We start from the raw sequence: 25,624 nt of genomic DNA on the forward strand, positions 1-25,624 counted from the left end.
CATCGGTTTCGGACCGCGCATGGCGCGGCCCGACCGGCTGGGGGGCGCTGCCCCCCAGACCCCCCGGGGTACTTGAGGCAAGAGGAAAGGGGCCGGTGCGCGGCATCGGTGGAATGGGGCGGACATGAATCGTAAACTGCTTTTGATCATCCTGGACGGTGTTCCGCTGCGCAATTGGACGCGGCTTTTCGGAAACCTCGAAGGTTGGGTGCAATCGGGTGCGGCGCGGCGTTGGACCATGCGGGCTGTTCTTCCGTCGATCTCGGCGTCGTGCTATGCCTCGATCCACACCGGCGTCACGCCGCAGGTGCATGGCTGCACGGGAAATGGCAACGTGTTTCGACTGGACCAGCCCGATATATTCAGCCAGGTGCGCCGGTCGGGTGGCGTGACGGGTGCCGTGGCCCATTCATACTGGTCGGAGTTCTTCAATCGCGCGCCGTTCGATTTCGTGCGCGATATCGAGTATGACGAGCCCGAAAGCGACACGATCAATCATGGCCGTTTTCACACGATGACGGGCTACGGGTTGATCAACCAGATGACGCCGTCGGATGTTGACCTGTTCGCGACGCTGACAAATCTGTGCGGCCGTTTCGGGTTGGATTACGGGGTGTTGCATACCTGCACGCTGGATAGCATGGGGCACCGATTTTTCCACGATTGCCAGGAAATGGACCACGCCTGTGCCGTGATGGATGAAATGCTGGCGCCGTTCATCCCCAAGTGGCGTGCCATGGGCTACGAGGTGATCGTTACCGCCGATCATGGCCAGGACGCGCGCGGACACCATGGGGGACATGATCCGCTGCAACAGGATGTGGCCTTGTATTATTTCGGTGATGCCGAAGGGCCGGAAACCGACAGGTTGCTGGGCCAGCTTCAACTGGCCCCGACGATCTTGCGCCGTTTGGGCGCGGAGGTGCCCCCGAGCATGCAGGCCGAGCCATTTTTGACCTGAGCGTTGGGCGCAACCTGCCGGGCTTGCCGATCAACGCGGCTGTAGCCTAATGCTCGATCCAGATTGTCACCGGCCCGTCATTGAGCAAATCGACCTTCATGTCGGCGCCGAAGCGCCCTTTTTCTACCGGCACGCCCTCGGCTGCCAGCCGGTCGGTGAAATAGTCGTATAGCCGTTCACCGTCGGTCGAGTTGGCCGCGGCGGAAAAGCCGGGGCGATTTCCACCCGCGGTGTCGGCGGCCAAGGTGAACTGGCTGACCACCAGCGCGCTGCCCCCGATGTCGCGGACCGAGAGATTCATCTTGCCCGCGTCATCCTTGAAGATGCGCAGCTTGGCGATCTTTGCGGCCAGCGTGTCGGCCTGCGACTCGCTGTCGCCTGTCATTGCGCAGATCAAGACCAAAAGGCCTGGCCCGGTCTGACCAATCGTTTCACCATCCACGGTCACGCTGGCATGGGCCACCCGCTGCAGCAGCGCGCGCATCAGGAGGCCCCCGGTTTCAAGCGGTTGACATGGCCCATCTTTCGGCCCGGTTTGCAGGCGGCCTTTCCGTAAAGATGCAGGGCGGCATGGGGTTCGGACGCGATTTGCCGCACCCGGTCGACATCGCTTCCGATCAGGTTTTCCATCACCACGTCCGAATGGCGTCTGCCATCTCCCAGCGGCCAGCTGGCCACGGCGCGGATATGCTGTTCGAACTGGTCCACGGCGCAGCCGTTCTGCGTCCAGTGCCCGGAATTGTGCACGCGCGGGGCAATCTCGTTCACGATCAGCTCGCCGGGCGTCACGAACAGTTCGACCCCGAGAACCCCAACGTAGTCCAGCGCGTTCAGGATATTGGCCGCGAGCAACACGGCGTCACTGCGCTGTGTGGGGTTGAGACGCGCGGGCACGGTGGTGGTGCGCAGGATGCCGCCCTGGTGCACGTTTTCGCCGGGGTCGAAACAGGATATCGACCCATCCGGCGCACGTGCGGCGATGACCGAAACCTCGTGGCTGAAGGCGACGAACCCTTCCAGCAGTGCCGGGGTGCCGGCCATTTCGGCCAAGGCCTGTTCGGCGTCACCGGAAGTCATGATCCGGGCCTGCCCCTTGCCGTCATAACCGAAACGGCGGGTTTTCAGGATCGCGGGGGTGCCGATCTGGTCAAGCGCGGTGGCCAGGTCATCGCCGTTGTCGACGGCGGCAAAGGGCGCGGTTTTCAGGCCTAGCTTGGTCAGGAATTCCTTTTCGGTCAGCCTGTCCTGGCTAATGCGCAAGGCTTCGCGGCCGGGGCGGATGGGGCGCAGCGTCTCGATAATATCGAGCGCAGATGTCGGGATGTTCTCGAACTCGTAGGTTACCACGTCTACGGCTTGCGCGAAGGAGCGCAGCGCGTCCGGGTCATCGTAATCGGCCTTGACGTGATAATTGGATACGTGGCTGGCGGGGCAATCCCCATCGGGTTCGAACACGCAGGTCTTGAACCCGAGGCGGCTTGCGGCAACCGACAGCATCCGGCCCAGCTGCCCGCCGCCGAGTATGCCGATGGTTGCGCCGGTGGTCAGGGGCTCAGTCATCCTTGGGTTCCTCCGGGATCGAGGCCGACAACGCCGCCCGCCATGCATCCAGCCGTTGGGCCAGCGCGGGGTCGTTCATGGCCAACATCTGTGCTGCCATCAGGCCAGCGTTCCGGGCGCCCGCGCCGCCGATGGCCATTGTTGCCACGGGAAAGCCGCGCGGCATCTGCAGGATGGAATACAGGCTGTCGACGCCTGACAAGGCCTTGGTCTGCACCGGAACGCCGACAACGGGCACGCGGGTTTTAGACGCCATCATGCCCGGCAGATGCGCCGCCCCGCCTGCACCGGCAATGATCACGTGCAGGCCCCGTTCAACGGCTGTCTTGCCATAGTTCCACAGACGATCAGGCGTGCGGTGCGCCGAGACGATCCGTGCCTCGTAAGGCACCTCTAATTCATCCAGAACCTCGGCCGCTTCTTTCATGGTGGGCCAGTCCGACTGGCTGCCCATTATGATTCCGACTTTCACCTGTGCCATTGCGCCTGCACCTTTGCCCGCCATCTGAAAGGCGCACTATACGACCCGCGCGGGGTTACGCAATGATGTCGGGTGTCAGACGGTCCTCGATCATCGCGATACGGTCTTTGAGTTGCAGTTTCTTCTTCTTCAGGCGCTGCAACGTAAGCTGATCGGCGGTGCCACGGTCCTGCAAGGCCCGGATCGAGTCGTCGAGGTCGCGATGTTCCCGGCGAAATACCTCCAGCTCGACGCGCAGCACGTCGTCGGTTTTCATCGCGATCTCGCTGGAGAAGTCGGACTGGGCATTCATGACAAGTGATTCCGTCGTTGCATCCGGGTCTTCAACATACTGATAAACAGCATTTTCGCAAAGCCCTTGCACGGGTGCGCCTGTATTACCATATTTGTTTCAATGGCATTGCCGCGAACGGGATGCCTTGGACTGTCGCTTGAACAAGGACGTGTCGATGACAAAACTTACCTTGGGGTCACACCCCTATCTGCTGGGTTTTGAGCAGCTTGAGCGGCTGTTGGAGCGCAATGCGAAATCCGGCAACGAAGGCTACCCGCCGTTCAATATCGAACAGACATCCGACCATTCATATCGCATCACGCTTGCGGTGGCCGGATTTGCCGAATCCGATCTGAGCATTACCATCGAAGACAGGCAGTTGGTTATCCGGGGCCGGCAGGCCGATGACAGCGCCGAACGCGTGTTTCTGCATCGTGGTATCGCCGCGCGGCAATTCCAGCGCAGTTTCGTGCTGGCCGATGGGGTCGAGGTAGGCGAGGCCGTTATGGAAAACGGGCTTTTGCATATCGACCTGACACGCGCACAGCCCGATACTGTTGTGCAGACGATCAAGATAAACAGGGGGTAAGCGAAATGGATGTGAAATACGACTTTGGCGCAATCGGCGATCAACGCATTGTCTACGTGCGGTCCGTCGAGGTGGCGGACCTGCCCAAAGAGGTGCAGGACCAGGTGGGCGACACAAAGACGCTTTATGCCGTGCATGATGAGAACGGCCAGCAATTGGCGCTTGTTGCGGATCGCAACATGGCCTTCGTTCTGGCGCGCCAGAATGATTTATCGCCGGTCACCGTACACTGATACGCGCTGCGGTATGCGATTTGAAAAACGAAACAGCCCCGGAATTGACGGGGCTGTTTGCGTTATGGGGACAGGCTTTTTGCCTTAGACTCCGGCGATCAGGCCCATCGACTCGAGCGTCAGGATGACCTGATGCGCACAGTTGTCGACATCGAGGTTCTCGGTCTCGACGCGCAGCTCGGGATCCTTGGGTTCTTCATAGGGGTCCGAGATGCCGGTGAACTCCTTGATCTTGCCCTCGCGTGCCAGCTTGTAGAGCCCCTTGCGGTCGCGGCGTTCGCATTCTTCCAGGCTGGTGGCAACGTGGACTTCGACGAAGGCGCCGTATTGCTCGACCATCTCGCGCACAGTGCGCCGGGTCGCGGTATAGGGCGCGATCGGGGCACAGATGGCGATACCGCCGTTCTTGGTGATCTCGCTGGCGACATAGCCGATACGCTTGATGTTGAGGTCGCGGTGCTCTTTCGAGAAACCCAGCTCGCTTGACAGGTGCTTGCGCACCACGTCGCCATCCAGCAGCGTCACGGGGCGGCCGCCCATTTCCATCAGCTTGACCATAAGGGCATTGGCAATCGTCGATTTTCCGCTGCCCGACAGGCCGGTGAAGAATACCGTAAAGCCCTGTTTCGACCGCGGCGGCGAGGTGCGGCGCAGTTCCTTGACGACCTCGGGGAACGAGAACCATTCGGGAATTTCCAGCCCCTCGCGCAGGCGGCGGCGCAGTTCGGTGCCCGAGATGTTCAGGATCGTGACATTGTCGCGATCCTCGATCTCGTCATTGGGTTCATACTGCGCGCGTTCCTGAACGTAGACCATGTGTTTGAAATCGACCATTGTGATGCCGATCTCTTCCTGGTGCTCGCGGAACATTTCTTGCGCGTCATAAGGGCCATAGAAATCTTCGCCCTGGCTGTTCTTGCCCGGGCCGGCATGGTCGCGACCGACGATGAAGTGCGTGCAGCCATGGTTGCGACGGATCAGGCCGTGCCACACGGCCTCGCGCGGGCCGGCCATGCGCATGGCCAGGTTCAACAGGCTCATCGTGGTTGTGGCCTGCGGATACTTGTCCAGCACCGCTTCGTAGCAGCGCACGCGGGTGAAGTGGTCAACATCGCCCGGCTTGGTAAGGCCCACGACCGGGTGGATCAGCAGGTTGGCCTGTGCCTCTTTCGCGGCCCGGAAGGTTAGCTCCTGGTGCGCGCGGTGCAGTGGGTTGCGTGTCTGGAACGCTACGACCTTGCGCCAGCCCAATTTGCGGAAATAGGCGCGCAATTCGTTGGGTGTGTCGCGACGACCGCGGAAATCGTAATGCACGGGCTGCTGGATGCCGGTGATCGGGCCACCAAGGTAAACGGTGCCGGCGTGGTTGTGCAGGTAGTTCACCGCCGGGTGGGCAAGGTCATCGGCACCGAAGACCTTCTCGGCCTCGCGCGATTTGTTCGGGGTCCAGCGGTCGGTGACCGTCATGGTGGCAAGGATCACGCCTTCCTGGTCGCGCAGCGCGATGTCTTGGCCCAATTCAATGCTGTCGGCAAAATCTTCGGTCACATCCAGCGTGATCGGCATCGGCCACAGGTGACCGTCGGCGGTGCGCATGTTCTCGACGACGCCGTTGTAATCGTCTTCGCTCAGGAAGCCCTTCAGCGGGTAGAACCCACCGTTCATCAACAGTTCGAGGTCGCAGATCTGGCGCGGCGTCAGATCGTGCGAGGTAAGCTCGGCAGCCTCGACCTTGAGTTTCTGGGCGCTCTCGTAAGACACGTAAAGCTCGGGGATGGGAGCAAGGTTATTCTGCATGAGTTCCGTCCTATGCTTGATGGGAACAAGGCCACTGGTCGTGCCGGTCAATTCGGCGTGGAGTGCGTCATACTCGGCAAATTTGCGCGCAAGAAAGCTGTCGGTCAGCCGGTTTTTCTCGGCGGCGCCGCGCGAAGTCAGCGCATAGGCAAAGCGTTGGCGCCGGTCTGGCCCCTTGCGCTGCGTGACCTTGACCAACCCGGTCTCGGTCGCGTTGCGCAAATAGGCGTTGAGCCGGCCCAGCGAAATGCCGATCGCTTTTGCCATCTCCCGTTGGGATGCCTCCGGTGCCCGGTCAAGCTGCCGCAGAAGACGAAACATGTCGTCCTCGTCAGGCAGGTTGGGCTTGTTGTCGGGAATAGGCATCGCGGGGACTCGAAAAGTATGTTCAGCGATGAACGAATCACATATTTCGCGCTTGCGGAAAACCCTGCAAATCCGGCTTGCGTGATTTGTTGCCGAAAAGTCGCTAATGGGCGGGGCAATGCCGTGCCGCGTGGCTGGCGGCTCGGTCGGGCAGGGCGTTGGTTCCGGCTGCGCAACGAAAAAGCCCGGCGCGCCACGCCGGGCTTTTCCACCTTGCATGACACGTCGCGTCAGGCGCTTTCAGGCTCGTTGGCGGCCTGTGGGTCGGGTTCTGCCGCATCGCCATGCTCGGCCAGCCAACGTTCGGCCTCGAGCGCAGCCATGCAGCCCATTCCGGCGCTGGTGACGGCCTGGCGATACTTGTGATCGGTCAGGTCGCCTGCGGCAAACACACCGGGTATCGAGGTTTCGGTGCTGTCGGGCTTTGTTTTCACATAGCCGCCCATGTGGGTTTCCAGCACGTCCTTGACCAGTTCGTTGGCGGGCGCGTGGCCGATGGCGATGAAAACGCCCTTGCAGGGAATTTCGGAGATTTCGCCCGAATTCACGTTCTTGACCTTCACGGCGGTAACGCCCTTTGGATTGTCCTCGCCCACCACTTCTTCCAGTTGGTGATGCCACAGCGTTTCAATCTTGGGGTTCTTGAACAGTCGGTCCTGCAGGATCTTTTCGGCGCGCAACTCGTCCCGGCGATGGATCAGCGTGACCTTGCTTGCGAAATTCGTCAGGAAAAGAGCCTCTTCCACGGCGGTGTTGCCGCCACCGATGACAACGATTTCCTGCCCGCGATAGAAAAAGCCATCGCATGTGGCGCAGGCCGAGACGCCAAAACCCTTGTAGGCCTCTTCGCTGTCCAGCCCCAGCCACTTGGCCCGCGCGCCCGTGGCCAGTATCACCGCGTCTGCCACGTAAGTGGTGCCGCTGTCGCCCTTGGCCACGAAAGGCCGCTGCGACAGGTCAAGCGAGGCGATGATATCGCCGATGATCTCGCAGCCCATTGCCTTGGCATGGGCCTCCATCCGCACCATCAGGTCGGAGCCCTGAACCTCGGTGTCGCCGGGCCAGTTCTCGACATCGGTTGTGGTGGTGAGCTGGCCCCCCGGTTCGATCCCCTGTACCAGGATCGGCTCCAGCATGGCGCGGCTTGCGTAAACCCCGGCGGTATAGCCCGCGGGCCCCGAGCCGATGATCAGAACCTTCGTGTGGCGCGTGTCGGCCATGGTTGTGCCCCCTTTGTTGCGCATCATATCCATTTACGGCGATATAAGCGGGACGCGCCTGCGGGGAAAGGGCCGAGAGGCCTACGGGGCCTTTGCCTGCGAATTCAGCAGCAAAAGCGAAACGATATTGCGTGTTTGCGAAACTTTATTGCGTGCAGCACAGGCGCTGTTATAAGAAACTGCCGCTTCAGGAGGACACAGATGGCAGGTTCGCGACTCGATCCGATCGATAGGAAAATCCTGGCCGAATTGCAGGCCGATGGGCGCATGACGAATGTGGAACTGGCCAAGCGCGTCGGCATTTCCGCCCCGCCTTGCCTGCGTCGCGTGCGCACCCTGGAAGAGGCCGGTTACATCCGCGGATATCACGCCAAGGTCGATGCGCGCGAACTGGGATTCGAGGTGCAGGTCTTCGCGATGGTCGGTCTGCAAAGCCAGGCCGAGGCCGATCTGTCGGCGTTCGAGCAACGCTGCCGCGACTGGCCGCTTGTGCGTGAATGTCACATGCTGAACGGCGAGGTCGATTTCATCCTGAAATGCGTGGCCCCCGACCTGAGCACTTTCCAAAGTTTCCTGACAGAGCAACTGACAGCGGCCGAGAATGTTGCAAGCGTCAAGACATCGCTTGTCATTCGTGGTGCCAAGGATGAACCTGGCGTGCCCTTTGACGTGCTTGAACAGCGGCTGGCCCGCAGCGCCTGACGCGGGCGTTCAGGCCACTGGCGCGTCTTGCAGGGCCTTGCCCGGCAAGCGCGGATAGGACAGCGGGCCGAAATCGCCCGGTTGGTCGATATACGGGAACAGCGCCAGGAATTGCGCCAACGCGCGGCTATCGGGCAGCGTGCTGCGCAGGCTGATGCCGGGGTGACAGCTTTCCATATCCAACCCGCCGGCGCGCAGCACGGCATGCACAGGCAGGCAAAGGTGGTAAAGTTGCGCCGGCCCGGGCGGCGAAACGGCAATCACGGAAGCGCCATCCTGCAAGGACGAGACGGACACCAGCGCCTGCGCGCACCCGGCGCCCGCCAGCCCCCGTGGGGCCTGCCGTAGAATACGGCCGCCAGGGCCGATCAAAAGATCGCGCGCCGGCCGCCCGATACCGAAGCCGTCGGCGGTGACGCGGGTCAGACTGCGGCAGCGGTCTTGGTTGCTGGGCACGCATGTCAGGCTGCCCCGCCACAAGACGGGCTGGGTGCCGTGGTCAAGCGTCAACACCTGGTCGCCCGGCAGGATATCCTCAATCGCGACTGGCCCAAGTTGTGTCTGGATCAGCGTGCCATGCGCAAAGGCGGCAAAGCAATCTTCGAAGATGGGCACCGCCGGTATCGCCTGCGTGGCCAGGGCGATATCGCCGTTGCGGCGCAGCCACGCGATATCGACCCGGCGGCGCGGGGCCTCCTGTCTGACCTGGTGAAAATCCGCCATCTGTGACATGGTGGGTTTCGGGCGGGCGCGTTCCATCGTCACTTGTTACCTTGACCAAGGGCGCGTCGCAGGCCCCCACCTGACACGACGCGGAAAAAATTGATGACGCTTGGTGCACCGGCGCGGTGCAGCCTGTCAGAAAGTCCGGAAAACTGTCGGGCAAGGCCGATCAACCGTGCGGCTGTCCATGGCAACCCGCGCATCAAGCGTGGCGCCGCTGCTGCGCGGTGTCACGGGCATTGCGGCGTGCGATCATCTCGGCGCGGCGGGCACCGCGCTGCCACGGCATCGCGGGCAGATCAGATGCTTTCGCCGTTTCTGTCACGCTTTTGATCCAGCGGGTTGTCTTTGTCATGCTCGGTCTCCTGGCCGGCCCTTGATGGGCCTATTGCGGTGTCGAGAAACAATATGACCGGCATTTGGGGCATTGTTTTGGCCACAAGCGGAAAATCCCGAGACAAGTTTGGCCTCATGGATTTCAATCATGGCGGATGGGATGTGCTAAGCCATATCCCTGAAACAAGGGGAAAAATTACCGTTTTACCCTGCCCATCTGCGGGGAATTCGCCAGCCCTTTCCACGAAACCGGGCGGTTTCGTGGCAGGGTGTGCCCTGTTTGCGTGCGGATTACAGCCGGATCACCGAGATCAGGCGGCCATAATCGGCCGCGCCGGTATGCGTGGCGCGACGATAGGAAAAGAACCTGCCGGGGTCGGAATAAGTGCAGTGACGGGTCCATTCTGCGTGGCCGACCCCGGCCTCTCGCAGGCGGTGCAACCCGAACGCGGGCAGGTTGAACAGGTATCGGTCACCATCGCCATTGGCGAAAAAGCGGTGGTTGTCCGGATCATCGGTCATGAACTCATCCAAAAGTTCGGGGCCAACCTCGTAGGCGCGTTGGCTGATCGTCGGGCCGATCACCGCCGTGATGGTATCACGCGCCGCGCCCAGGCTTTCCATTGCGTCGATCGTCGCCTCAAGCACGCCATCCAGCGCGCCGCGCCAGCCGGCATGTGCCGCGCCGATCACGCCGTTGTCGGGGTCGGCGAACAACACCGGCTGGCAATCGGCCGTCAGCACCCCCAGGGCCAGGCCCGGCGTGGCGGTGGCCATGCCATCGGCCGCGGGGCGCGGGTCAGGCGGGCTGTCGAGTGCAAGGGCACGGGCCGAATGCACCTGGTTCACGGTCACCAGCCGTTCGGAGGGTACATTTACCGCGGCCGCCACGCGGGCGCGGTTGATTGCAACGATTTCCGCCTGGTCCGAACTGCCTTGCCCGCAGTTCAACCCAGCGAACACGCCCGAGGACGCGCCGCCGCCACGGGCGAAAAACCCGTGCTGCGTGCCACGCAATGCGTCCGAGGTGATGATGTCCAGCGTCATGGCTCTAATCCCGTTGGTGGCGGGGCGGTTCCTGGATAGACCCCAAGCACCTTGAACAGCGAACCCATTTCATCCGGGTGCGTCAAGCGCCGATGTGCCGCGACATGCGCATCAAGAGCCGGTCCGGTCAGCGTGCGGGCCAGCGCCTGAGCGCGCTGCGTGATGCCCAGCCGCTCTAGGAATACGCCCTGGGTGGTCAGCCGCGTATGCGCGGCGGGCCCGGCGGCGCGGGCCAGCGCCTCGAAATCGACATGCGCGGTCAGGTCGGCCTGCCCCGGGCAGGCCAGCGGGTCGACCGGATCGTGCCCTTGCAACGCCTGGAATGTATCACCCAGGCTGCGCCAATCGCCGTAGTCCAAGATCAGCGCGGCGCCACCCCGCGCAGCGATACGCGCGCCGATGGCGGCCATTACCGGCGGGGCGGCCGCGCAGTGTTCGACGACGTCACCCGGGCGGGTGTCGTCCAACCTATGCGCCAGCGCGGGCTGGTCGGCCTCGGCACCGAGGCCCAAGAAAAGCGCGCCATCGCGGGCCCCCACCTGTCGCTCGGCCCATCCGGTCGCGCCGCGTTGGAATTGGCGGATCGGCAGGGCGTCGAAAAACTCGTTCGCGATCACGAAGAGCGGTGCGTCGGGCAGGGCGTCAGCGGTATCGAGATGCGTGACCTCGAAGCCCTTCAGCGCGCGCTGCTGCGCGGCGCGAAACGTTGGCGAGACTTCGACCAAGTTCAGCCGTGCGGCGGCGTGAAAGCCCGGCACGCCCCGCGTGGCGCGCAGCGCGTCGGCCATAAGCGTGCCCCGGCCCGGGCCGAGTTCGGCCAGGGTGATTGGCGCGGGCGCGCCTTGGTCCAGCCAGGCTTGCGCCAGGGCCAGGCCCAGCATCTCGCCGAACATCTGGGATATCTCGGGGGCGGTGATGAAATCACCCTCCGCGCCCAGCGGGTCACGCGTTGTGTAATAGCCCAGCGTGGGGTGTAGTAGCGCCTCGGCCATGTAATCGGCCAGGCTGATCGGGCCGCTTGCAGCGATCCGCTCCAGCAGGCGGTCGCGCAAGGTCATACACGCACCCGGGCACGTGCGTAAAGGATGAGACCCACACCCACCACCACCATCGGCAGTGACAAAATCTGCCCCATCGTCAGCCCCAACTGGCCCGATCCGATGACGAGACCCAGCGGATTGTCGGGCGTGATGAACTGGGCGTCGGCCTGCCGGAAATATTCAACCACGAATCGCGCCAGCCCGTAGCCCGCGATAAAGACACCGGTGATCTGCCCCGGCACCTTGAGCGCCCCGCGTTGGTAGGCCAGCCACAGCATCGCGCCCAACAGCACCACGCCTTCTAGGGCCGCCTCGTAAAGTTGCGAGGGATGGCGGGCGCAAAGCCCTGCAACATTCGGGCAATCCTGCGCCAGCGGATGCGGGAAGATGACGCCCCATGAGGCCTCGGTCGGCCGGCCCCACAGCTCGCCATTGATGAAATTTGCGATGCGCCCCAGCATCAGCCCCACCGGCACGCCAAGCGCGATGGCGTCGCCCGCCGCCAGCCGCGGGATGCCTTGCGCCCGTGTATAAAGCCAGCCGGCCACCACGACGCCCAGGAACCCGCCGTGAAAGGCCATGCCGCCTTGCCAGATCATGACAATCTCGGCAGGGTTCTGAAGGTAGTAGGCCGGTTGATAGAACAGCACAAAGCCCAGGCGCCCGCCCAGAACGATGCCGACGATGATCCAGGTCAGCAGGTCTTCGACCTGGGCCTTGGTCATCGGCGGGATGTCGTCGCGCCACAAACCGGGGCGTGCCAGCGCGTGCAGCGCGATGCGCCACGCCACGAGGATGCCGACGATATAGGCCAGCGCGTACCAGCGCAGCGCGAATTCAACGCCGAACAGCGTGATGGTGAAAATCTCGGGCGAGATGTCGGGAAAGGGAATCGCGGCTTGCATATGCGTCGTCCTGCCTCTGGTCTGCGGGGTACGTCAACCTTGTGGCCGCGCCCCTCGTGGCCCATATAGAACATCAACGCAACGGTGGAGAGCGCAATGCAGACCCGCAACAAGATTTTTGACGACCTGTCGCAGTTGATGACCAACGCCATGGGCGTGGCCCAGGGCGCGCGATCCGAGGCCGAGACCGCGATGAAAAGCATGATGGATCGTTGGCTGGCCGATCGCGATTTCGTGACGCGCGAGGAATTCGACGCCGTGCGCGCCATGGCGCAGAAAGCACGCGAGGAGAACGAGGCGCTCAAGGCGCGCCTCGATGCGCTGGAAGGTAAGTCCTGACAACGCGGCGGTCTTGGCTGCGCCGCTTTGGCGCGTGACCGCGGGCTGGTGTTGGGAAGGCGCCGTGGTGTGACCTTCTCGGCGTGTGAAAGGTGCGGGGCCGGCGGCCCCGCGCAGGTTTTGCGCGGCCCTGCGGGCCACGCGTGGCAAGGGGGCGTTGCCCCCTCGGCCTTGCGGCCTCACCCCCAGGGTATTTTTGGCAAGAGGAATAGTGGCGGGTCTGCCTTGCCGGTGCGGGGCCTGATAGGGCGACAGGCATGGTGTTTATCTGCATGCAGCGATCGAGACCCGCAGATCTGCTTTGTCGGGCAAGAAAGTCCCATGGTCCGGACCACGGGCGCGATCGGGGTGACACACCGACGGGCCGGCGCGGCGATGCCCCGCGCCGGTGCGATCACGCGTGATTGACCGGGCCGGGAAAATGGCAGGCGGCCTGGTGGCTGGACACGGTTTCCAGCTCCGGTTGCACCTGGCGGCAGACATCCTGCACACGGGGGCAACGATCGGCGAAGGCGCAGCCCTTGGGTGGATTGAGCGGGCTGGGCGGATCGCCCGATATCTTGAGGGGACGCACGTAGCCACGCGATTTGCGTCGCGCCAGGCTGGGCGCGGCGGCCAGAAGCGCTTGGGTGTAGGGGTGCTGAGGGTTGTCGAACAGCGCGTCGCGACTGCCCATCTCAACGATCTTGCCAAGGTACATCACGGCCACGTCGTCGCAGACATGGCGCACCACGCCAAGGTCGTGGCTGATGAAGAGATAGCTCAGGTTGAGCTCGGTCTTGAGGCGGGCCAAAAGATTGAGGATCTGGGCCTGGATCGCCACGTCAAGCGCGGATACCGGCTCGTCGCAGACCAGAAGGCGCGGATTGGTGGTAAGGGCGCGGGCGATGGAAATGCGCTGCCGCTGTCCGCCCGAGAACTGGTGGGGAAACAGTGACAGCTGATCGGGCCGCAGGCCCACGAGCTTGAACAGCTCTTCCACGCGGTCGTGCCGTTCGTCGGCTGTGCCGATCTCCATCAGGTCCATCGGCTCGCGCACGATATCGGCCACGCGGGCGCGCGGGTTGAGCGAGCTGTAAGGATCCTGGAAGATCAATTGCACGTCGCGGCGTCGCTGGCGCATGTCTTCGTCCGACAGTTGCAGCAGGTCCTGCCCGTCGAACACGACCTTGCCGCTGGCCGCCTCGACCAGGCGGATAGCGGCCATTGCGGTGGTGGTCTTGCCCGAGCCGCTTTCGCCGACGATTCCCAGCGCGTGCCCGGCCTCTAGCCGGAACGAGACCTGGCGCACGGCCTCGAGATAGGGCCGGGGCGCGAAAAACGAAGGCCTGGGCATGGCAAAGCGGACGGTGAGATCCTGCACATCGAGCAAAGCGGTCATATCCGGCCCTCCTCGACAGCGTGGCAGGCGGCCGGGTGGTGGCCGTGGTTCACAAGCGCGGGTTTTTCGCGGCGGCAGCGCTCTTGGGCGTAATCGCAGCGGTCGGCAAAGGCGCAGCCCGCGCCCAGCATATGCAGCGGCGGCACGACCCCCGGGATTTCGCGCAGTTCGGTATCGTCCTTGCCCAGCGCGGGGATGCAAGAGATCAGCCCGCGCGCGTAGGGATGTTGCGGCGTGTCCAGCACGTCATCGGCGCGGGCCTCTTCGATCACACGCCCGGCATACATGACTGCCACCCGGTCGGCCATTTCGCTGATCGCGCCCATGTCATGCGTGATCATGATGATCGCGGCGCCGAAATCACGCTGGATCTCATTGAGAAGGTCGAAGATCTGGGCCTGGACGGTAACGTCGAGCGCGGTCGTGGGTTCATCGGCAATCAGCACCTTGGGGCGGCAGCTCACGGCCATGGCGATCATCACGCGCTGGCGCATCCCGCCTGAAAGCTGGTGCGGATAATTGCGGGCGCGGCTGTCGGGGCTGGGGATGCCGACGCGGTCGAGCAGGGCGACTGCATCCTTGAACGCGCGGTCGGCACTCACATTCTGGTGGAGCATGATCGCTTCGGCGATCTGGTCGCCGACGGTAAAGACGGGGTTCAGGCTGGTCATCGGTTCCTGGAAGATCATCGCCACTTCGGCGCCGCGCAATTGGCGCATGCGCGCGTCGGATGCCGTGACCAGGTTTTCACCGTTCAGCCGGATTTCGCCGCCCGCGATGCGCCCCGGCGGCATCGGGATCAGCCCCATGACGGAAAGCGCGGTGATCGACTTGCCACAGCCGGATTCGCCCACCACGCCCAGGGTTTCCCCCGCATTCACGTGCATCGACACGCTGTCGAGCGCGGTCACCTTCCCGTGGCGAGTGTTGAAGGTGACATTGAGGTTCTCGATTTCCAGGAGTGCCATCAGCGTTCCCTCAGTTTCGGATTGAACGCGTCGTTGAGGCCATCGCCGATAAGGCTGACCGAAAAGACGGTGAAGAAGATGGCAAGCCCCGGGAAGGTGACGGGCCACCAGGCATCGAGGATGTAATCGCGATTGGCGCCGATCATCAGGCCCCAGCTCATCACGTTGGGGTCGCCCAGACCCAGGAAGCTTAACCCGGCCTCGAACAGGATCGCCACCCCGATGGTCAGCGTCGCCGATACGATCAGCGGTGGCATCGCGTTGGGCAGGATCACCGTCCAGATGATGCGCTTGTTGCGCGCGCCGATGGCGCGGGCGGCGGTGACGTATTCCAGTTCCTTGATTTTCAGGAACTCGGCGCGAGTCAGGCGGGCGGTTTGCGGCCAGCTGACCACGCCGATGGCAATTGCGATCGTCCAGAGCGAGGGCGAGAAAAGCGTGACCAGCACCATAGCGAACAACAGTGCGGGCAGGACCTGGAAGAACTCGGTAAAGCGCATCAGAAGGTTGTCGACCCAGCCGCCGTAAAAGCCCGATAGCGCACCCAGCGTGATGCCGATCAGCATGGTGATCGCCGCTGCCGCCGCGCCCACGGCCAGCGTCGGGCCGCCCCCTGTCAGGATGCCGGCCAGCAGGTCGCGGCCAAGGTAGTCGGTGCCCAGCGGGAAATCGGCTGTCGCGCCGGGCGGCTCATGTGGCGCCCAGACAATATCGAACGGGTCGCCGTTGTACAGGAACGTGCCGTAAAGCGTGGCCAGAACGATGATCGCCAGCATCACCGTGCCCGCAAGCGCGGGGATGTTGCGACGGAACATGCGCCACGCCTCGCTTGCGGGGCTTTGGGCCTTGTAGCGAGTTATCAGGTCATCCTGCGGCTCGGCGCCTTCGGATGCGGGAACGGTGGTCGGGTCTTTCATCATTTGCCTCTCAGGCGCGGATCGGCCAGCCGGTAGCTGAGATCGGTGAGAAGGTTGGCGACGACCACCATGGCGGAGGCGAAAAACAGCACGCCCATGATGGTGGGGTAATCGCGGCGCAGGATGGAATCGAAGGCAAGCCGCCCCATGCCGGGCCAGTTGAATACGGTTTCCACCAAAAGCGCGCCCGAAATCAGGTTGCCGAATTGCAACCCCGCCACCGTCAGGATGGGCAGGGCGGCGTTGCGCAGCGCGTGCTTGAACAGGACCGAGCGTTGCGAGGCCCCCTTGGCGCGCGCGGTGCGTATATAATCGGACCCCAGAACCTCGAGCATGGAGGCGCGCGACAGGCGCGCGTATTGCGCAAGATAGATGATGGCCAGCGTAAAGGCGGGCAGAACCAGATGATGGGCGATATCCAGGGCCTTGGCCAGCGGGCCGGCATCACGCAGGCGCACCGATTGCATGCCCTCGACAGGAAAGATCGGCAAGATGCTGGCAAAAAGGATGATCAGCATGATGCCGGTCCAGAATACCGGGACCGCGTAGCCGATGGTGGCAAACACCGAGACGAAACCCGACATCAACCCATTGGGCTTGCGTGCCGCCAGCACGCCCAGAACCACGCCGATGACGATCGACAGCACCTGCGCCACGATCACCAGAAGAATGGTCGGCCCGACGCGTTGTGCGATCAGGCTGGCCACGGGCTGGTCGAAGAAAAAGCTTTGGCCAAGATCACCCCGCGCCACGTTGCCGACATAGATGGCCAGTTGCGTCAGGACGGGTTTGTTCAGGCCATATTCCTCGCGGATGCTTTCCAGCATTTCCTCGGTCGCGCCGCCCATTTCGCCGGCGATCACCATCGCCGGGTCGCCGGGTGCCAATCGGATCAACAGAAAGTTCAGGATCACCACGCATAGCATGAGCACAAGGCCGTAGCCGATGCGGCGCAGAAGGTATGATGAATTCATGATGGATCAGCCCCGGTGCGCGGGGGGCCGGGCCACGCAGGGCGGCCCGGCCCGGTTTCAAGCGATCACTCGGACCATTCGATCATGTCCATCGGGTGCATCGCGCCCCAGATGCCTTTTGGCGGGTTGATCAGCCGCTTGTCATAGGCAGTGTGATAGGGGGTCGCGTTGATGTAATAGATCGGCACGTCCTGCGCGATGATTTGCTGGAACTCGGCATATAGAGCTTTACGCTTTTCCTGGTCCTGCTCAACGGCTGCGGCGTTCAGCAGGCTGTCCACCTCTTCGTTGCAATATTGCTGGGTATTCGACCAGATCACGCCCTCGCGGATGTTCGAGCAAAGATAGGTCCGGTGCACGCCGATCACCGGGTCGCCCCAGTTGAACACCACGTCCATCGTCATTTCGAAATCATGCCCGCCGACGCGGCCTGCCCAGGTGGGGAAATCTGGCGCGGCGCGCACGGTCACGTCGATCCCGATCTTTTTCAGCTGCGATTTCATGTATTCGGCGATTGATTGCTGCTGTTCTTTCGGGCCGGGGATGTAGTCGATGGTCAGTTCCATCCCGTCGCCGTAACCGGCCTCGGCCATCAGCGCGTTGGCGCGTTCCAGATCGGTATCGTAGGTTTCGATATCGGCGGTGAAATAGGGCGAGCTTTCGATGATGGGCCCCCGCTGTGGCTGGCTGACGCCGCGATGCAGGGCCTTGGTGATGAAATCACGGTCGATGGCATAGGCAATGGCCCGGCGCACGCGCACGTCCGAGAGCTTTTCGTTGGCGGTGTTGAAGGCCAGCCAGTTCAACGGGCCTACGGCAGCATACCCCTCATCGGTGACCTCCAGGTGATCGGCTTCCTTAAGACGGCGGATCTCCTGGCTGCCTGCCATGAATGGATACATGTCGGCATCGCCGTTTTCCATCGCGATCAGCATCGAAGACGGGTCTTTGACGATGCGAATGATGATCTCGTCCAGCTTGGGCCGGCCTTCGATGAAGAAATCGGGATTCTTCTTCAGGATCGTGGCTTCGGCCGGGGTAAATTCCTCAAGCATGAAGGGGCCCGACCCGACGACATCGGTGGTGTTGCGCGGGTGTGACTTCACATCCTGACCGTCGCCGTAAATGTGCTTGGGCATGATCGGGGCCAGCGCGGGCGACAGCGCCAGCAGCAGCGCGGGGTGTGGCTGGCTGAGATTGATGACAGCGGTATGCGCGTCGGGTGTGTCAATGCTTTCAACAGGGGCGAACATGGACTTGAAGGGGTGATTTTCCTTCGTGGTCATGATCGAAAAGGCCACATCCTCGGATGTGATAGGCTGGCCGTCGTGAAAGGTGGCGTCCTGCACAAGGTTCAGCGTCACGCTCATGCCGTCATCGCTGACGCTCCAGCTTTCGGCCAGGTAGGGCTGCGGTTCCCAGTTTTCGTCATACCGCAGCGGCGAGGCGAATATCTGTGTCGAGGGTACGGCCGTGGCGATGCCTGACTGGACCCCGCCATTCATGTGTCGTGGTGTCTGGTTCGAGACGATGACAAGCGTTCCGCCTTCGGCCATCACTGGTGCGGCGGACATGGCACTGGCGGCGAATGCCGCGGCCCCCAGCAGACGTGGAATGAGTTTCATTGGCAAGCTCCCTGTGGTGACGGTTCTGGTTTTTATTGGACCAAAGGCTAACGATGCGCCTAACCACAGAAAAGCGTGTTTAATGGGCTCAAAAAAAGTATTTAATGAATTAAGGGTTTAGCACGAGGTCGTCGAACATACCCTGCGTTGAAATATTTTCGCAGATTTCCAGCATCGCTTGCACCAGCGAAGATCGCCGCGCCGCGTGCGTATAGGCAACGCCGAAAAGCGGTGATTGCACCTGGCCCTTGATGGGGCGTGCGATATAGCCCGCGCCGCCCGTCCGGTCGAGCGGGCTGCATATGTTCAGTATGGCATTGCCGAATCCGGCTGCAACCAACCCGCGAAGAACCGACGAGGACTTGGTCGTATGTGCCACCTGGAGCGCAAGACCCTGATCGGCGAAAATCTGGTGGAAGTAGCCCATGGCCGAGGGCAGGTCCAAAAGTACCATTGGATGTTGCGAAAGATCTTTCAGCGTAACGTAGGGTTGTTGCGAAAGCGCGCTGTTTTCCCGAAGCAACGCGTAAGGCCTTGCCCGAAAAAGAGGCAAGAAGGGCATGGCATCGGGTAATGTACGGCGATAGGTCAGCGCCAGGTCTATCTTGCCTTCGTTCAACAGGCGGGGCATCGCGCCCAGGTCGGTTTCGATCAGTTCCATGCGAATCGCGGCATGATGTTCGGCGACGATTTTCATCAGGCGGGGCAACACGTGGGGGGCGCTGGGGGCGTAGCAGCCAACATGCAGCATCCCTGTCGGATTCCCCGACATCGACATCAGGTCGGATTCAAAGACCCGCGCCTGTTTCAGGAAGGCTGCGATGCGGCTGCCCACCTCTTGCCCCATGTCGGTGGGCTGGATTCCTTTTGCCGGCACGCGGCGGAACAACTCCTGGCCCACGGTTTCCTCGATCAGGTCCAGCGCCGCGGTGATCGAGCTTTGCGATATGTTCATCTCGATCGCCGCCTTGGCGATCGAGCCGGTGCGCAACGCGGCATCATAATAACGCAATTGTTTGAGGGTAAAGCGCATCCGTAAATCCAGTAAATGTTGTTTCGATCCACAGTAAATCCATTATGCGCGATTACAATGCTGCGCTACCCCTGAAAGAAAACTAAGGGGGGCAGGATTTTGTCCAGCATTACGGTTTTCAAGGCGCGCAATATCATCACGATGGACAGGAACCGGCCGCAGGCCACCCATGTGGCCGTGCGCGAAGGGCGTATCCTGGCGGTGGGCGGCGTGGATTGTGCCGACCAGTGGGGCGCTGTCAGCCATGATGACAGCCTGGCCGACACCGTGCTGATGCCCGGCTTTGTCGAGGGGCATTGCCACATGGCCGAAACGGTGTTCTGGGAATGGGCCTATGCCGGGTATCACGACCGGACCGACCCTGACGGGCGGCTTTGGCGCGGCAAGACCGATATCGAAACGGTGATTGCAGATTTGCGCGCGCACCTTGCCACGTTGCCCGACGATGCGCCCCTGATCGCTTGGGGGTTCGACCCGATCTTTCTTGAAGCCGAGCGGCTCAACCGCTCTCATCTCGATGCGGTCAGCGACACGCGACCGGTGGTGGTGCTTTATTCCTCGGGGCACTTGATGTGCGTGAATTCGCCCGCGCTTGCGGCTGTCGGCTACGAGCGACACAGCAATATCGAGGGCGTGATGCGCGGCTCCGACGGCGAACCGAATGGCGAGTTGCAGGAAATGGCCGCGATGTTCCCCGTGATGCGGCGCATGGGGATGGACACACGCACCCGCAGCCACCGCCCCGATCATGTCCGCGCCTTTGGTCGTATCTGCCAGCGCGTGGGTGTTACCACGGCGACCGACCTTTTCGCACTGCTGACCGATGAAACCGCGCAGACCCTGTCGGCTACCACGGCCGAGCCCGGCTATCCGGTGCGCGTCGTCCCTGCTGTCTCGACCATCCACAGCAGCCCCGAGGAGGTGCGCGCACAGATCGCCGATCTTGCACGGTTGAACCATGACAATCTGCGTATTGGGCCGGTCAAGCTTATGACCGATGGCTCGATCCAGGGCTTCAGCGCTCGGGTAAAATGGCCGGGCTACGTGGGTGGGCAGCCCAACGGTATCTGGAACATGGCCCCGGACGAGATTTTCGCAACATGCGAGTTGATGCAGGCCGCGGGCATACAGATGCACATCCACACCAATGGTGACGAGGCCAGCGAACTGGTGCTAGACGCGCTGGAGAGGGCGGCACGCAAGCACCCCTGGCCCGGTGCGCGGCACGTGCTGCAGCACGCGCAGATGATGGGCCCTGCGCTGTTCGCACGCGCCGCCGAAATGGGGGTTTGCGTCAATCTGTTTGCCAATCACATCTGGTATTTCGGCGACCAGCACGCCGCCCTGACGATTGGCGAGGATCGCGCCGCGCGAATGGATGCCTGTCGCGCGGCACTGGATGCAGGCGTGCACATGGCCATCCACTCGGATGCCCCGGTCACGCCGATGAGCCCGCTCTTCACCGCCTGGTGCGCAGTGAACCGCCAGACCATGTCGGGCCGCACCCTGGGCGCGGCGCAGTGCATCTCGGTGGAAGAGGCTCTGCGCGCCATCACCCTGGGCGCGGCGCACACGTTGAAGATGGATGACGAGGTCGGCAGCATCGAGACCGGAAAGCGTGCCGATTTCGCGGTTCTTGGCGATGATCCCACATTGGTCGATCCAGCCACCTTGCACCACGTGCCGGTTCTGGGCACGATGACGGGCGGGTATCTGAACCTGTTGTAACAACTGACGAAAGGGGCACGCATGTCGGCCATTACCGTATTTCGGGCAAGAAAAATCATAACCATGGACCCGAATCGCCCCGAGGCGACCCACGTGGCGGTGCGCGACGGGCGAATCCTGGCCGTCGGTGACGCGACCTGTGCCGATCAGTGGGGGGACGTCACCCATGACGACAGTCTGGCCGACAACGTGTTGATGCCTGGCCTGGTCGAAGGCCACGCCCACATGATGGCGGGCGCGATGTGGAACTATGCCTATGCGGGGGTTCACGACCGGATGGACCCCAAGGGCAACTGGGTCAAGGGCAAGCCTGACATTGCCACGGTGATTAGCGACCTGTCCGAGCAGGAAAAAAGCCTGCCCGAGGGCGCGCCGTTGCTGGGCTGGGGTCTGGACCCGATCTTTTTCGAGGGCGAACGCTTGTCGCGCCGCCACCTTGACCAGATCAGCAGCGAACGCCCCGTCGCGATCATGTTCTCGAACTTTCACCTGATGTGCGTGAACACGAAGGCGCTGGAACTGGCTGGCTATGATCGCAGCACCAATGCCGAGGGCGTCGTCAAGGACGCGCAGGGCGACCCCACCGGCGAGCTGCAGGAAATGGCCGCCATGTTCCCCGTCATGCGCCGGGTCGGCATGGATTTCCGTGGCCTGACGCAAAAGCCCGAAACGATCCGTACCTATGCCGAGGTCTGCATGCGTGCGGGCGTGACCACCACAACCGATCTTTACGCGCAGATGGAGGGCGACGATGTGGAAACCCTGCTGGCCGTCACGTCCGAGGATGCATTCTGCACCCGGCTGGTCAGCGTGATGGGTGTGGCGGGCACCGATCCCGAGCAATCGGCGGCGCAGGCGCTCGAGATGCGCGAGCGGTCGACCGACAAACTGCGGCTGGGGGCAGTCAAACTGATGACCGACGGCGCGATCCAGGGGTGGACCGCGCGGGTGAAATGGCCCGGCTATGTCGGCGGGCAACCCAACGGCATCTGGAACATGGCCCCCGCCGAGATTCACCGCATGGTGGCGGAAATGCAAAAGGCGGGTGTGCAGATGCATATCCACGTCAATGGTGACGAGGCCAGCGAGGTGGCAATCGACGCGCTGGCGGCCGCGGCATGTACGCATCCCTGGCCGGGCGCGCGTCATGTGCTGCAACATTGCCAGTTGATGGGGCGCGACCAGTTCGAACGCTGCGTCGAGCTGGACGTGTGCTGCAACATCTTTTCCAACCACATCTGGTATTTTGGCGACAAGCATGTCGAGCAGACGATCGGCGAACAGCGCGCCCTGCGCATGGATGCTGCGCGCACCGCGTTGGATACCGGCGTGCACATGGCCATCCATTCCGATGCGCCGGTCACCCATCTCGGCCCGCTGTTCACCGCGTGGGTCGCGGTGAACCGACAGACCATGTCTGGCCGTGTACTGGGAGAGGCGCAGCAGATCACCGTGCCCGAGGCGCTTCATGCGATCACCATGGGGGCGGCCTATACCCTGAAGATGGATTCCGAGATCGGCAGCATCGAGCCTGGAAAACGCGCCGACCTCGCGATCCTTGGGGACGATCCGCTGGCGGTTGACCCGGCGGCGCTGAAGGATGTGCCGGTTCTGGGCACGGTGTTGAGCGGGCAGGTGACGTTTGCATGAGCGACCTGCCAAGGCTGCCGCTGACCGTCATCGGCGGTTACTTGGGGGCGGGAAAGACCACGCTGCTGAATCGTCTGCTGGCCGAGGATCACGGGCAACGCGTGATGGTGATGGTTAACGATTTCGGGGCCATCAACATCGATGCCGACCTGATCGAAAAGGCCGAGGGTGACACGATCAGCCTGACCAATGGCTGCGTGTGCTGCACCATGGGCAACGATCTGTTCATGGCATTGGGCGATGCGCTGGACCGTCGCCCACGCCCCGACCACCTGGTGGTCGAGGCGTCGGGCATCGCCGACCCGGCCAAAATCGCCATGGCCGCGCGGGCCGAACCCGAAATGGCCTATGGCGGGATCGCCGTCGTGGTGGATGCGGTGAACTGGCCCGCCCTGGCCGATGATCCGCAGATCGGTGCGCAGATGCAGGGGCAGGCGGCGGTGGCCGACATGCTGCTGGTGTCCAAGGCCACAGACGGCCTGCCCGCCGGGCTGGAGGCGCGGCTGGCCGCGCTGTCACCCGCGCCGGTGGTGGACCTGGCCACGGTTGATGCGGTGGCACCGCTGCTTTTGGGGGGCATCACGCCCGGCGCGGCGCAAGCGCCCAGGCGCGCGCATCCGGGCTACGTGGGCTGGGCGCATGACGGGACCGAAGTGCTGGACCGCGCCGCGCTGGAGGCATTGGTGGCCGCGGCGCCCGAAGGTGTCTACCGGATCAAGGGCAAGGTGCTGGGCCCCGAGGGCGCACACGAGCTGCATGTCGTGGGTCGCACGGTCGACATCAAGCCCACGACTGCTGCCCGCACCACGTTGGTGGCCATTGGCCTGGACGGTCGCGTGACGCAGGGCGATATCGCCGATTGGTGGCGGGACGCCGTGGGCTGATTGCGGATCGGGACGCCCCGTTTCGTGCGCTGCGGCAAGCCGCAGGGCAGGCGCCCCGAGGCGTCAAAAACTTTCGGATTAAATTGCCCGCCGATCACACGTTCTGTCATAGCGTTTCAGCAAGGCAGGCCGAATGCCGCGCGTTGACCCGCCTAGCAGGCGAATTCGCCTTCAATCCTGATCGGTCGGGCCGCAAAACAGCCGATAGAGCAAGCCGATCACCTCGTAGGTGTTCTGGTCGGCCAGGCTGTAATAGATGGTCTTGCCCTCGCGGCGGGTGGTGACCAAACCCTCTTCGCGCAGGCGGGCCAGCATCTGGCTGACAGCGGCTTGGCGTATCTGTAGCAGCTCTTCCAGCTCGCCCACGGATTTCTCGCCCGAACCGAGGTGGCACAGGATCATGAGCCGGCCTTCATGCGCCAGCGTTTTCAGATAGGCTGCTGCCGCCTCGGCGCTGCGCGCCATTTCCGAAGGCGGGGCAGGAGGAGCCTGTGTCGTCAAGTCGTCGATCCGTTTGTTTTGAACGTTCATAGCATGACCCATCAGGAATTGCGAGATCACCGTTCGCCCGCGGGGGCGCCCCCTTCAAAATGGTTCCCATTTGCATAATCGCAAGGCTCTTGCTGCATTTGCAGGTGCAGTCCCGTACCCGTGTAGGGGTGCGCGCGGGCCAGTTCCTCGTCGATCTCGATGCCGAGGCCGGGCGCGTCGGACAGTCTGACAAAGCCCTCTTCGGCCCGGATCGTCCCCTTGATCAGATTGTCGTGAAACGGGGTTTCGATGGTTTCGGCCATCAGCAGGTTGGGAATCGACGTGGCAAGGTGCAGGTTCGCCGCCCATTCAACCGGGCCGGCATAAAGATGTGGGGCCATCTGCGCGCCGAAGGCCTCGGCCATGCCCGAGAGTTTCTTCATCTCCCATATGCCGCCGGCGCGCCCGAGCGCCGGCTGCAGAATTTCTGCCCCGCCGGTACGTAACAGGGTCGCGAACTCGGCCTTGGTGGTCAGCCGTTCGCCGGTGGCGATCGGGATGCGCACGGCCTGGGCCACGCGTGCGAAATCCAACGGGTTGTCCGGTGGGATCGGCTCTTCGAACCAGAGCGGGCTGTAAGGCTCCAGCGCCTGGCCCAGCCGGATCGCACCCGCCGGTGTGAACTGGCCATGGGTACCGAAAAGCAGGTCGGCGCGGTCGCCCACGGCCTCGCGGATCGCCTTGCAGAACGCGACCGACCGGGTGATGTCGGACATCGCGGGCATATGCCCGCCGCGCATCGTGTAGGGGCCCGCGGGGTCGAATTTCACCGCTGTCCAGCCGCGCGCCACGGCATCGGCCGCCGCCTCGGCCGCAAGGTCGGGGGATACCCAGAAATCGGTCAGGTCATGCTGCGGCAGCGGGTAGAGATAGGTATAGGCGCGCACCCGGTCGTTCATGCGGCCGCCCAGAAGGGCGTGAACGGGCCGGTCGCGATCCTTGCCCAGGATGTCCCAGCAGGCAATCTCAAGCCCGGAAAAGGCGCCCATAACCGTCAGGTCCGGGCGCTGGGTGAAGCCCGAGGAATAGGCGCGGCGGAACATCAGCTCGATATTCTCTGGGTTTTCGCCCTCGACGTGGCGAGCAAACACGTCGCGGATGACGTGTGTCATGGCCTCGGGCCCGACCGAGGCGGCATAGACCTCGCCCCAGCCGGTGATGCCGGTATCGGTGGTCAGCTTTACCAGTATCCAGTAGCGCCCGCCCCAGCCAGGTGCGGGGGGCGATGTGACGATGATATCGAGATCGGTCAGTTTCATGCGCGCGGTTCCTTGGTTTCGTGGTGTCGGATCGCGATGCGATCCGACCGGTGGGGGGGCGGTTCCCCCCCGCGCGCAAAGCGCCACACCCCCCCCGGGAT

At 63.0% G+C, this 25,624-nt stretch carries 27 protein-coding genes; 8 read left to right on the forward strand and 19 right to left on the reverse strand.

The window, feature by feature from the left end:
* The first annotated feature begins 124 nt into the window (after nt 1-124).
* Entirely contained in the window at nt 125-961 is an 837-nt protein-coding gene (locus M8744_RS14140; RefSeq protein WP_251418886.1) for an alkaline phosphatase family protein, read from the forward strand.
* 46 nt (nt 962-1,007) lie between these two features.
* Here the strand turns inward: M8744_RS14140 and dtd are convergent, their stop codons facing one another.
* The 4 genes from dtd to M8744_RS14160 are packed head-to-tail and all read right to left on the reverse strand — an operon-like array spanning nt 1,008 to nt 3,294.
* Entirely contained in the window at nt 1,008-1,445 is a 438-nt protein-coding gene (dtd, locus tag M8744_RS14145; protein WP_251418888.1) for a D-aminoacyl-tRNA deacylase, read from the reverse strand.
* Nucleotides 1,445-2,521 (reverse strand): 5-(carboxyamino)imidazole ribonucleotide synthase, encoded by a 1,077-nt coding sequence (locus M8744_RS14150; RefSeq protein WP_251418890.1) that lies wholly within the window; start codon nt 2,519-2,521, stop codon nt 1,445-1,447. The genes dtd and M8744_RS14150 overlap by 1 nt, the downstream gene beginning before the upstream one ends.
* Nucleotides 2,514-3,002, reverse strand: coding sequence for a 5-(carboxyamino)imidazole ribonucleotide mutase (gene purE, locus M8744_RS14155; RefSeq protein ID WP_251418892.1), 489 nt, complete (start codon nt 3,000-3,002; stop codon nt 2,514-2,516). The genes M8744_RS14150 and purE overlap by 8 nt, the downstream gene beginning before the upstream one ends.
* Nucleotides 3,003-3,057: 55 nt before the next feature.
* Complete coding sequence (locus M8744_RS14160; RefSeq protein ID WP_251418894.1) at nt 3,058-3,294, reverse strand: YdcH family protein; 237 nt, start codon at nt 3,292-3,294, stop codon at nt 3,058-3,060.
* Between the two features lie 157 nt (nt 3,295-3,451).
* Here M8744_RS14160 and M8744_RS14165 point away from each other — a divergent pair, with 157 nt between their 5' ends.
* Nucleotides 3,452-3,865: an Hsp20 family protein gene (locus M8744_RS14165; protein WP_251418896.1), complete on the forward strand. Its 414-nt coding sequence runs from the start codon at nt 3,452-3,454 to the stop codon at nt 3,863-3,865.
* A 5-nt stretch (nt 3,866-3,870) separates the two neighbouring features.
* On the forward strand, nt 3,871-4,098 hold the full coding sequence (locus M8744_RS14170; RefSeq protein WP_251418898.1) for a DUF1150 family protein: 228 nt from the start codon (nt 3,871-3,873) through the stop codon (nt 4,096-4,098).
* A gap of 84 nt (nt 4,099-4,182) precedes the next feature.
* Here the strand turns inward: M8744_RS14170 and M8744_RS14175 are convergent, their stop codons facing one another.
* Nucleotides 4,183-6,261, reverse strand: coding sequence for a bifunctional sulfate adenylyltransferase/adenylylsulfate kinase (locus M8744_RS14175; RefSeq protein WP_251418900.1), 2,079 nt, complete (start codon nt 6,259-6,261; stop codon nt 4,183-4,185).
* 230 nt (nt 6,262-6,491) lie between these two features.
* Nucleotides 6,492-7,481: a thioredoxin-disulfide reductase gene (gene trxB, locus M8744_RS14180; RefSeq protein ID WP_251418902.1), complete on the reverse strand. Its 990-nt coding sequence runs from the start codon at nt 7,479-7,481 to the stop codon at nt 6,492-6,494.
* Nucleotides 7,482-7,682: 201 nt separating this feature from the next.
* Between trxB and M8744_RS14185 the strand changes: the two genes are divergently transcribed.
* Complete coding sequence (locus M8744_RS14185; protein ID WP_251418904.1) at nt 7,683-8,183, forward strand: Lrp/AsnC family transcriptional regulator; 501 nt, start codon at nt 7,683-7,685, stop codon at nt 8,181-8,183.
* Nucleotides 8,184-8,192: 9 nt separating this feature from the next.
* Here the strand turns inward: M8744_RS14185 and M8744_RS14190 are convergent, their stop codons facing one another.
* From M8744_RS14190 to lgt, 5 genes are all read right to left on the reverse strand, one after another.
* Nucleotides 8,193-8,942, reverse strand: a complete 750-nt coding sequence (locus M8744_RS14190) for a Hint domain-containing protein (RefSeq protein WP_251418905.1) — start codon at nt 8,940-8,942, stop codon at nt 8,193-8,195.
* Between the two features lie 166 nt (nt 8,943-9,108).
* Complete coding sequence (locus M8744_RS14195; protein WP_251418907.1) at nt 9,109-9,261, reverse strand: hypothetical protein; 153 nt, start codon at nt 9,259-9,261, stop codon at nt 9,109-9,111.
* Nucleotides 9,262-9,533: 272 nt separating this feature from the next.
* The gene (gene pgeF, locus M8744_RS14200; protein ID WP_251418909.1) at nt 9,534-10,289 is read right to left on the reverse strand and encodes a peptidoglycan editing factor PgeF; all 756 of its coding nucleotides are present in this window, start codon (nt 10,287-10,289) and stop codon (nt 9,534-9,536) included.
* Nucleotides 10,286-11,347, reverse strand: coding sequence for a class I SAM-dependent methyltransferase (locus M8744_RS14205; RefSeq protein ID WP_251418911.1), 1,062 nt, complete (start codon nt 11,345-11,347; stop codon nt 10,286-10,288). Before M8744_RS14205 ends, pgeF begins: the two co-directional genes overlap by 4 nt.
* Entirely contained in the window at nt 11,344-12,234 is an 891-nt protein-coding gene (lgt, locus tag M8744_RS14210; RefSeq protein ID WP_251418913.1) for a prolipoprotein diacylglyceryl transferase, read from the reverse strand. The genes M8744_RS14205 and lgt overlap by 4 nt, the downstream gene beginning before the upstream one ends.
* Before the next feature lie 96 nt (nt 12,235-12,330).
* On the opposite strand from lgt, the gene M8744_RS14215 reads away from it, so the two are divergent.
* Nucleotides 12,331-12,573 (forward strand): accessory factor UbiK family protein, encoded by a 243-nt coding sequence (locus M8744_RS14215; RefSeq protein ID WP_251418915.1) that lies wholly within the window; start codon nt 12,331-12,333, stop codon nt 12,571-12,573.
* Between the two features lie 394 nt (nt 12,574-12,967).
* Here the strand turns inward: M8744_RS14215 and M8744_RS14220 are convergent, their stop codons facing one another.
* The 6 genes from M8744_RS14220 to M8744_RS14245 form a co-directional block, all read right to left on the reverse strand.
* Nucleotides 12,968-13,954, reverse strand: coding sequence for an ABC transporter ATP-binding protein (locus M8744_RS14220; RefSeq protein ID WP_251418917.1), 987 nt, complete (start codon nt 13,952-13,954; stop codon nt 12,968-12,970).
* A complete protein-coding gene (locus tag M8744_RS14225) occupies nt 13,951-14,922 on the reverse strand; it encodes an ABC transporter ATP-binding protein (RefSeq protein ID WP_251418919.1) in 972 nt (323 codons plus the stop codon). The genes M8744_RS14220 and M8744_RS14225 overlap by 4 nt, the downstream gene beginning before the upstream one ends.
* Complete coding sequence (locus M8744_RS14230) at nt 14,922-15,839, reverse strand: ABC transporter permease (RefSeq protein WP_256476041.1); 918 nt, start codon at nt 15,837-15,839, stop codon at nt 14,922-14,924. Before M8744_RS14230 ends, M8744_RS14225 begins: the two co-directional genes overlap by 1 nt.
* The gene (locus M8744_RS14235; RefSeq protein WP_251418921.1) at nt 15,839-16,813 is read right to left on the reverse strand and encodes an ABC transporter permease; all 975 of its coding nucleotides are present in this window, start codon (nt 16,811-16,813) and stop codon (nt 15,839-15,841) included. The genes M8744_RS14230 and M8744_RS14235 overlap by 1 nt, the downstream gene beginning before the upstream one ends.
* Before the next feature lie 65 nt (nt 16,814-16,878).
* Entirely contained in the window at nt 16,879-18,438 is a 1,560-nt protein-coding gene (locus tag M8744_RS14240; RefSeq protein ID WP_251418923.1) for an ABC transporter substrate-binding protein, read from the reverse strand.
* Between the two features lie 109 nt (nt 18,439-18,547).
* On the reverse strand, nt 18,548-19,471 hold the full coding sequence (locus M8744_RS14245; RefSeq protein WP_251418925.1) for a LysR family transcriptional regulator: 924 nt from the start codon (nt 19,469-19,471) through the stop codon (nt 18,548-18,550).
* Nucleotides 19,472-19,570: 99 nt separating this feature from the next.
* On the opposite strand from M8744_RS14245, the gene M8744_RS14250 reads away from it, so the two are divergent.
* From M8744_RS14250 to M8744_RS14260, 3 genes are all read left to right on the forward strand, one after another.
* Entirely contained in the window at nt 19,571-21,199 is a 1,629-nt protein-coding gene (locus tag M8744_RS14250) for an amidohydrolase (protein ID WP_251418927.1), read from the forward strand.
* A gap of 63 nt (nt 21,200-21,262) precedes the next feature.
* Nucleotides 21,263-22,849 (forward strand): amidohydrolase, encoded by a 1,587-nt coding sequence (locus M8744_RS14255; protein ID WP_251418929.1) that lies wholly within the window; start codon nt 21,263-21,265, stop codon nt 22,847-22,849.
* On the forward strand, nt 22,846-23,733 hold the full coding sequence (locus M8744_RS14260) for a CobW family GTP-binding protein (protein WP_251418931.1): 888 nt from the start codon (nt 22,846-22,848) through the stop codon (nt 23,731-23,733). Before M8744_RS14255 ends, M8744_RS14260 begins: the two co-directional genes overlap by 4 nt.
* A gap of 171 nt (nt 23,734-23,904) precedes the next feature.
* On the opposite strand, the gene M8744_RS14265 is transcribed toward M8744_RS14260, so the two are convergent.
* Together M8744_RS14265 and M8744_RS14270 are read right to left on the reverse strand one after the other, a co-directional pair.
* Nucleotides 23,905-24,198 carry an ArsR/SmtB family transcription factor gene (locus M8744_RS14265; RefSeq protein ID WP_251418947.1) on the reverse strand — a complete coding sequence of 98 codons (294 nt, stop codon included), beginning with the start codon at nt 24,196-24,198 and terminating at the stop codon, nt 23,905-23,907.
* A gap of 92 nt (nt 24,199-24,290) precedes the next feature.
* Nucleotides 24,291-25,523, reverse strand: coding sequence for a mandelate racemase/muconate lactonizing enzyme family protein (locus M8744_RS14270; protein WP_251418933.1), 1,233 nt, complete (start codon nt 25,521-25,523; stop codon nt 24,291-24,293).
* Between the last annotated feature and the right edge of the window lie 101 nt (nt 25,524-25,624).

Origin of the sequence: Lutimaribacter degradans, from assembly GCF_023703375.1 — a bacterium.
In the GTDB taxonomy this organism is placed as follows: Bacteria; Pseudomonadota; Alphaproteobacteria; order Rhodobacterales; family Rhodobacteraceae; genus Lutimaribacter; species Lutimaribacter degradans.